This is a genomic window from Streptomyces longispororuber (genome assembly GCF_014656095.1).
Classification (GTDB): domain Bacteria; phylum Actinomycetota; class Actinomycetes; order Streptomycetales; family Streptomycetaceae; genus Streptomyces; species Streptomyces longispororuber.
This window is the reverse complement of sequence record NZ_BNBT01000320.1, coordinates 1-1,399: the sequence shown is the minus strand read 5'-3', so window position 1 is coordinate 1,399 and position 1,399 is coordinate 1. Positions and strand designations below refer to the sequence as shown.

General features: G+C 70.1%; 1 protein-coding gene. It reads left to right on the top strand.

Annotated elements, in window-relative coordinates:
- Nucleotides 1-188: 188 nt before the first annotated feature.
- Nucleotides 189-1,301 carry a fatty acid desaturase family protein gene (locus tag IE330_RS38420; protein ID WP_190140807.1) on the top strand — a complete coding sequence of 371 codons (1,113 nt, stop codon included), beginning with the start codon at nt 189-191 and terminating at the stop codon, nt 1,299-1,301.
- Nucleotides 1,302-1,399 lie beyond the last annotated feature (98 nt).

The window sequence follows — 1,399 nt, the reverse complement described above, 5'->3', positions numbered from 1 at the left end:
CCCGGGCCGCGCCCCGGGCCGCGTGCGTTCCTCCAGCGCGCCCGGACCGCGCCCCGGCCCGGGCCCGAGCCGGCTCCGGCGCCGGTCCAGGCAGTCATCAGTGCCGCATCAGTGCGCTGGCCGACCCTGACGTGTGCTCTCATCCGGTGCCCTACGCCGCGATACGTCCTGCTCAAGGAGATCCTTCTATGCAGTCTCCGCACATCACTGAGACCCCCACAGGTTCGGTACGCACACTCGACCCCGGCCTCGCGGTCGCCACGGGCCAGGCGAGCAGCAAGGGCGCCTCGGCCACCTTCGCCGAGCTCCTCAAGCGCGTCAAAGCCGAGGGCCTGCTGGACCTCGACCCGCGCTACGACTACCGCAGGCTGGCGCTGAACCTGGCCCTGATCGGGGCCGGCCTGGCCGCCTTCTTCCTCATCGGCGCCTCCTGGTGGCAGATGCCGGTGGCGGTGTGGATGGGCCTGTGCGGCGTGCAGAGCGCCTACATGTGGCACGAGGTCGGCCACAAGGCGATGTTCCGCGACAAGCGCATCGGCACGTTCGTGGCCTACTTCCACGCCAACTTCTTCAGCGGCGTCAGCTACGCCTGGTGGGTCAACCACCACAACCGCCACCACAGCCACCCCAACCACATCAGCCTCGACCCCGACATCGGCCGGCGTACCGCGATCTTCGACATCAAGCAGTACGCCAGCCGCACCCGCACCGGGCGCTTCATCGTGCGCCACCAGCGGGTGCTGTTCTTCGTGCTGCTGGTCCTCGAGGGCTACAAGATGGAGAAGACCACCGTCAAGGAGCTCTCCAAGTCCGGCACCAGGCACCGCTGGCTGGAGATCGAGCTGGTGGTGCTGCGCGCCGCGCTCTACCTGACGGCCGTCTTCTGGGTGCTGACCCCGCTGCAGGCGGTGGCCTTCATCCTGGTCCAGCACGCCGCCCTGGGCGTGTACTTCGGGCTGATGTTCGCCCCCAACCACAAGGGGATGGAGGTCCGCGACGGCGAGAAGGAGAGCCTGGACTGGCTGGAGCGCCAGGTCCTCACCTCCCGCAACATCCGCCCCAACTGGTGGATCAACTTCCTCTACGGGGGCCTGAACTACCAGATCGAGCACCACCTGTTCCCCACGATGCCGCAGAAGAACCTGGGCCGGGCCCGGGAGCTGACCCGCGAGTACTGCGCCGAGCGCGACATCCCCTACCTGGAGGTGGGGTTCTGGGAGTCCTACCGGCAGGTCGCCACCTTCCTGCACGACGTGAGCGCGCCCACCCGCGCGGACAAGCGCCTCAACGCCGCCGCCTGACCCCCTTCGCGCACCGCCGTCCGCCGGGTGCGGACGCGACGGCGGGGCGCCCCGCCTCCGCCCCGGCCAGCCGCGCCGGGGCGGACGCGCTCCGCGCC